4 protein-coding genes are annotated in these 6,028 nt (G+C 39.9%); 1 reads left to right on the top strand and 3 read right to left on the bottom strand.

Annotation, left to right across the window (positions count from 1 at the left end):
- Positions 1–232 precede the first annotated feature (232 nt).
- Both QA601_17115 and QA601_17110 read right to left on the bottom strand, forming a co-directional pair.
- Positions 233–979, bottom strand: coding sequence for a DUF6261 family protein (locus QA601_17115; GenBank protein MDG5816820.1), 747 nt, complete (start codon positions 977–979; stop codon positions 233–235).
- A 299-nt stretch (positions 980–1,278) separates the two neighbouring features.
- Positions 1,279–3,576: a GGDEF domain-containing protein gene (locus QA601_17110; protein MDG5816819.1), complete on the bottom strand. Its 2,298-nt coding sequence runs from the start codon at positions 3,574–3,576 to the stop codon at positions 1,279–1,281.
- A gap of 903 nt (positions 3,577–4,479) precedes the next feature.
- On the opposite strand from QA601_17110, the gene QA601_17105 reads away from it, so the two are divergent.
- Complete coding sequence (locus tag QA601_17105; protein MDG5816818.1) at positions 4,480–5,325, top strand: hypothetical protein; 846 nt, start codon at positions 4,480–4,482, stop codon at positions 5,323–5,325.
- A gap of 137 nt (positions 5,326–5,462) precedes the next feature.
- Here QA601_17105 and QA601_17100 read toward each other — a convergent pair whose 3' ends face one another.
- Positions 5,463–5,903, bottom strand: coding sequence for a hypothetical protein (locus tag QA601_17100; GenBank protein MDG5816817.1), 441 nt, complete (start codon positions 5,901–5,903; stop codon positions 5,463–5,465).
- Positions 5,904–6,028: the final 125 nt, after the last annotated feature.

Genomic DNA, 6,028 nt, shown 5'->3' with positions numbered 1-6,028 from the left:
TGCAGTAGCTTCATTTTAATTTAAAATGAGACTGATCACCTCTGCAGTAGCTTCATTTTAAATTGAAATGAGGCGAAACACCTTCGGAATTGCCTCAATCACAATTCAAATTGAGGCTAAAGACCTCTGAAGCTGTTCCGTTTAGATTTGGAATGGGACGGAGAAGTCATAAAGTAATCTTAGAGGGACTCCGGTCTTCTTCTGGGTTATAACATCCTAAGCAATCGTGGGATCAGACCTCAACGGCAGTAGAGTCGCGGGCTTTTTCTGGTTCTGTTACCTGTCTGTTCATTCTTGCCTGCAGTTTACTTCTATACTCAGATATCACAGTATTAAGTTCCGCAACAACAGCCCTGTAGGTTTGGGGGTGGAGACGTTCACGGCTGTTTATGTACCATAACAGATCCTTTATACCGGCAAGAACAGGAGTGATTAAAGAGGACAGTGTTTGATTTTCACTATTGGCGGTGTTTTCTATGTAATTAAGAAGTGCACGATCAAATTCATCCTGATCTGCAGCAATCTTCTCCAAAAAGGGGAACAGTTCACACTCCTTAAGTGCTTGTTTCGCTTTCTCGGTCTGCAGTTCCAATAAAAGTGATCTGATAATTGTACTCTGCTCATCATACCCTTTCCTCTTGGCACCCAGATCGTGCCTGGAAAGCATAGTATAGAGATAGCTTGCGCTTTGAGCTTTTATAGGATCGAAATGATTCTTAGCACCTCGTACACAGGCGCCAAAATCTCTAAGTGTCATATCACGACACTTATCCATCTTCTTAATTTGGCTCCTCAACGTGCAACTTTTAGAGTAAAGATAGTTTTCTATGGCGTTTAGACTATTGGCAAGATCAGCCATAAGCTCATTGAGGTGTGTTTCATCAAACTCATATTTGTCGATGATATTTTTTAAGCGCTGAACAACAGAGATCTTTTCCGCATGGGCCATCTTATAAATAGGTAAATTTAGTACAGACACCTGTATCTCCTTTTGCTAACTGAGTCCGACAGAATGTAAATGATTTGACATCGAAAAGCGTAATCTCACCATGTCACAGGGCACAGTACAATATATACTTTAATGATCATTATGTGCACAAGGTAGAAAGACTTTATTGAGATTCCGGAGAGTGTGAATGCCTGCTGAAACTGTGATAGGAAGTTTGGAAGTATAATTTACCGGTAGAGTAGACACAGATTTGGGAAGTACAACGATAGAGATGAAGAATAAAGACCGTCTCCAGACCAATGCCTTTGTCCACTCCTTAATTTTTCACTTTACCTCCCATCTTCAATGTTTTTGGCCCCTCTCTTTTTAATCAATTTATCTTCATATAGCCTATTATCTGCAATTTGCAGTAATTCAGAAATGGTGGCATCCGGATAATCTTTTAGAACCGCAAACCCAATACTCATGGACAGTGTATGATTTTTATGGGATTGCTGGTTGTACCTGGATATTGCCGAGAGGATTCGGTTACGAATGGTTTGGCATATCAAATTTTCATCTGCTATGAGAAGAGTCGTGAATTCATCACCACCCAATCGCCCAATAGTATCTGTCCCACGGAATACATCCTGCAGTATCTTTGCAGTGGCCCTTATTGCCTCATCTCCCTCTGTGTGTCCATACAGATCATTTATAGGTTTAAGGTTATCCAGATCTATGTAGACGACCATGCAGTTTTTATTCATCTCTTTTGCCGTCTTAAGCTGTTTATCGGCGAATTTTAGAAAGCCTCTTCTATTGAGCAGACCAGTAAGTGCATCTCGATTAGAAAGTTTATGCAGTTTCTGGTTCATAACGCGAAGTTTCTGTTCAGCTTTTTTCCGGGCTCCAAATAATAGTATACTTCGATACGCGCTGCTAATCATGTAAGAAATCATATCATAGAGAAATGAGTCCCTGGTACCCAGTTCATATATAAAATAACCAAATTGATTTTGTTTGAAAAAAGAAGTGATTACAACCAATGTATGGCGTTTGTCGTTAGGAATTTTTGGAAGTATGGTTTGTTTTAAGTCGATTATTCGGTTATTACAATTCTGTAGTTTACCATCTGTAATCGCGATCTTTAAAAAACTCTGCTGTGGACGTTTCCATGAACCTCCTCTGTAAAACTTTGACCCTCTATCATAAAAGGCCCCATAAAATGATGGGATGGTATAGTGGTTTAATACAGTAAAAATGTTTCGTCTTAATTCACTGATGTTCATCGATGTACCGATAGTATGAAATAACTCTCCATACTGATAGTCGCGGTAATTTTGCTGAAATTTAAATGTGCCTTCGCTGTTCTTCATTGTATCAAGAAGAATTACTATTGCTTTGTAAAAGATATTCTTATGTGAACCCGCTAACTGTTTGTAACCGAAAGTATCCTGTAAGGAGATGAATGTAACTTGCAGAATTTCTATCATTACCTCCATTGACTCAATCTTATTACATTCCAGCTCAGAGAATTGAGTTATCAAACTAATCAATTCGTTTTTCCTGTTTGTTGAAAGTGACTCAACAAACACCGCGTCGATTATTTTCTCCGAAAAACCAAAAAGCAGATATCGGTCAGAAACAGCCAGTTTTGAATTTGTAATAATTTCATTTATCATTTCCAGTACATTCTTTTTTGTAGCAATCAGATCATTTGATATTTTTGCTATCTTATGTTTGCCGATATCCTCTTCATGAATCATACCCATAAAGCCGGGTAAACAGCCGCAGGATCTGCGTATCACACTATTGGTAGGCATAATCACTGGTTTTTCAAATACTTTGCCATTGATAGTTTCAAGTGCCACATCAACTGCTTTGGCTCCATACTCAACAAGAGGTTGCGCGACAGTAGTAAGTGCAGGTACAAGATATTTACTTAGAGCGATATCATCAAAGCCAGTAATCGCGATGTCCTGTGGAACCCGAATGTTGTTCTTCAAGAGCTCGTTTATAGCACCAATTGCCATATCATCATTACAGCTGATAATTGCCTGCGGCAGAGGCTCTTTCCCGCTAAGAAGTGAACGAATTACCCTGCCACCCGATTCCCTGTCAAAAATACCTTCAAAAACAAACCGGGGGTCAAGGCTTACGTTGTGAGAATGGAGTGTTTCTTTGAACGCGTTAAAGCGGATTTGAGCATCAACATTGTTTGCGGGCCCGCGGATATATCCTATTGACGTATATCCATGGTGTAAAACCAAATGATCTATTTGTTCCTTAATGCCGGCAATATTATCAATTATTATGCTGGGGATATTCTGTAATGCGGCACCTAAGCTTACGATTGGAAGAGGACTATATTTCTCATAAAAGAAATGTTTGAATTCATCATCACTCAAAAAGTTGCTGATTATTCCGGCATTTAGAATCAAAGCATCCAGATAATTAGGGTTGATTAGCTCATATAATGATGTAAAAGGGTGAAGCCGCTCTACAGGATAATTTGGAGTTTCGCATCTAAATATCACAAGATTGATATCTAGTTCTGCAGCCCGATTCGCAGCACCACTCCATATGCCATATGAATACTCCTGGTGAAGAGTACTGATTTGGAGTCCGATAGTGGGCCTTTTTTTCATCTTTCCTAAAACAAACCTTTTTTCTCTGATCAATTTATCGTACCTGAAAAACTGTCCCGGTTAGCTTCGTTTTTTAGCGAGTGCTTTGGAAGCCAGTCTTATAACTTCATGTGTACCCATGATCGTAAGCTTTTCTTGTCAGTAGTAGGCTGAAATACCTTCAGGAGAGCCATTTCCTGCGGTCCATACAGTTTGGGCCACACCCGTTGCTGCTCTTATTGTGATGCAGATCAACGGACCCACAGTACGTTAGACCGCCGCTTATGGAAAATGAGTATCGGCATGATCAGGAACGCGATCCTTCGATTACTCATGGCGATCAACTTGTTTTGGTACCCTGAGACATTTCGTTGCTACACATACATTATATACAAAAGACGGGAGGATGTGTATATGTTTGTTTTTTAGGTAAGCTGGTTGATATATTTGCAACTTTTGATGAGGTAGGCGGCGCGCGCCACGTGATCACAAGGGTGCAGCATATTCCGCCCCCGACCGTGGCACGTAACAAAAGATCACCCAATCCCCTATACTCATTTAACTCCCCTTGTAGTAATCAGTTGGTACATTCGCTTGGTGTTTTTTCAGCAGAAAAAATTGGTGACCTAAAAGCACAGGTATTACCAAAGACAAGAAATGGGCGGAAAAGTAATATTTTTATGAATAGAGATATCCCCAATTCATTACCTACTCTCTATAATACCGGGACAGGAATTGCAAATATTCAATTTTACTGTAACAATTAACTTTTTCCATGCGTTATATATTTAAAGGTCATCAGGCTACCCCTTTTTTTGATGGTAAATTAATTTCATATACGGTAATAAATAAAATCAGCGCACAGCAGGTAACTTGTGTGCGCTGATTTATCACTAACCCAACAGGATAAGAGAGGACCTTAAAATGTGTTCATTATTTGCCATACGCTCCAATGACAAAATGTTAATCGGTAAAAATAAGGACCACGTTCAAAATGGTGGAAGTATTCATTTCGTTAATAATGAATATCGCTACGGGCTTCAAACAATTCCCCACTTCACGCTTGAGCAATTAGGTATAGACCGACCGTATGACGGAGTTAATCAACATGGCCTTTATGCGGGAGTAACCGCTATTCCCGAGAAAAAAGTGGGTGATAGTGCTCAGAGACACCCTGTAATTTCCTCTTTTGGCTTAATCAAATATGTTCTTGAAAGAGCAGTTGATGCAAAACAGGCATTGGCAATAGCAGAGAAGTTCAGAATCGATTACTTAAAAAACTATGATTACCCAAGAGTTCAATTTTTCTTTGCAGATAAGCACTATAATGTAATTATTTATGAAGAAGATACTGCAGTGAACTCATTTTGCCTCAAAAATGGAGAGTATCAGTATATTACCAATAACCCGTATTACGATAAAACGTCCAGAAACGAATGTCCACGGGTTACAGTATTAGAGGAGGTGTTAAAAGCTAATCCTGCTAAAAGCCTTGAGGATGTGCTGAGTCTTCTTTCGAAAGTTAACTTAGCCAAATTCGAACCCCTACCTGGTGTATGTTCAATTTACTCTGTTGGTTGTGATTTAACCAATATGGAAATAAACCTGGTAATTGAAGAAGATTACAGTAACCCGTTTCCCTACAACATCACTAAAGAGCTCAAAAATCCAAGGCATGAACATTTTTCTTTATTGAGGAGTCAAAAATTTCGATTCTTCTCGAATCACTTTGGCTCGTGGGACAATGAGAGTGTACAGACAACTGCCTGAAACTGTGATCTAATTTGGTTGAGTCTGGTAAGATCACCCGATGTGTCTTCCAGCAGGTACAGACAAGCAAGCTTGTGAATTGGGGAAAGGTAGGAAGAAGCAGGAAAAAAAGATTGCGCCTTTGAGGTGAATCTTCACTAGCCCTCCCCTATTCCCTTTTTCTCCTTTTTTGCCTTTGCGGTGAGTCCCTCTCCAAAAACATCCCTAACCCGTATAGGCTGAGTCATCACTTTCACTACCGGTTTAAGGCTTATAGGCTGAGTCATCACTTTCACTACCGGCCTGATGCTTACGGGTTTACTCATAAACTTTATAACCGGGCTGTTACTCACCGGTTGAGTCACAAAGTCTTTTACCGGTGACACCACAATACCCCATTGAATTGATGGTACCTGCAGTTTTCTTTTTGGCCCCAGTGCCCGCATGGTATGTGGCTTTTTGTCCTTTGTGCGAAACAGAAAATAGTACTCGCCCTGAAGTGAAAAAAAGCACTCCTCCAGAGTTGATTTGCCCACAAAAGGGTAGATCTTTTTGAATCTGGCTTTTGCCTTACTAATAGTCCGTTGTTTATCGATCATTGTACTCCAGCCCGGTTTAGGATGAATTTGTCCCTAATTAATACATACATTTAAAGTTACGGGATTTCAACATGGACTTTTTGCACATGATTACAGCAAGAACAAAGGCGCGCCTAGTAACAACT

It is taken from the genome of Chitinispirillales bacterium ANBcel5 (genome assembly GCA_029688955.1).
Classification (GTDB): domain Bacteria; phylum Fibrobacterota; class Chitinivibrionia; order Chitinivibrionales; family Chitinispirillaceae; genus Cellulosispirillum; species Cellulosispirillum alkaliphilum.
The sequence above is the reverse complement of the archived record's forward strand: the minus strand, read 5'-3'. Positions and strand labels throughout refer to the sequence as shown.

Coding starts and splice junctions, on each gene's coding strand:
- QA601_17100 (MDG5816817.1), bottom strand. CDS start 5,903: ATGATCGATAAACAACGGACTATTAGTAAGGCAAAAGCCAGATTCAAA.
- QA601_17110 (MDG5816819.1), bottom strand. CDS start 3,576: ATGAAAAAAAGGCCCACTATCGGACTCCAAATCAGTACTCTTCACCAG.
- QA601_17105 (MDG5816818.1), top strand. CDS start 4,480: ATGTGTTCATTATTTGCCATACGCTCCAATGACAAAATGTTAATCGGT.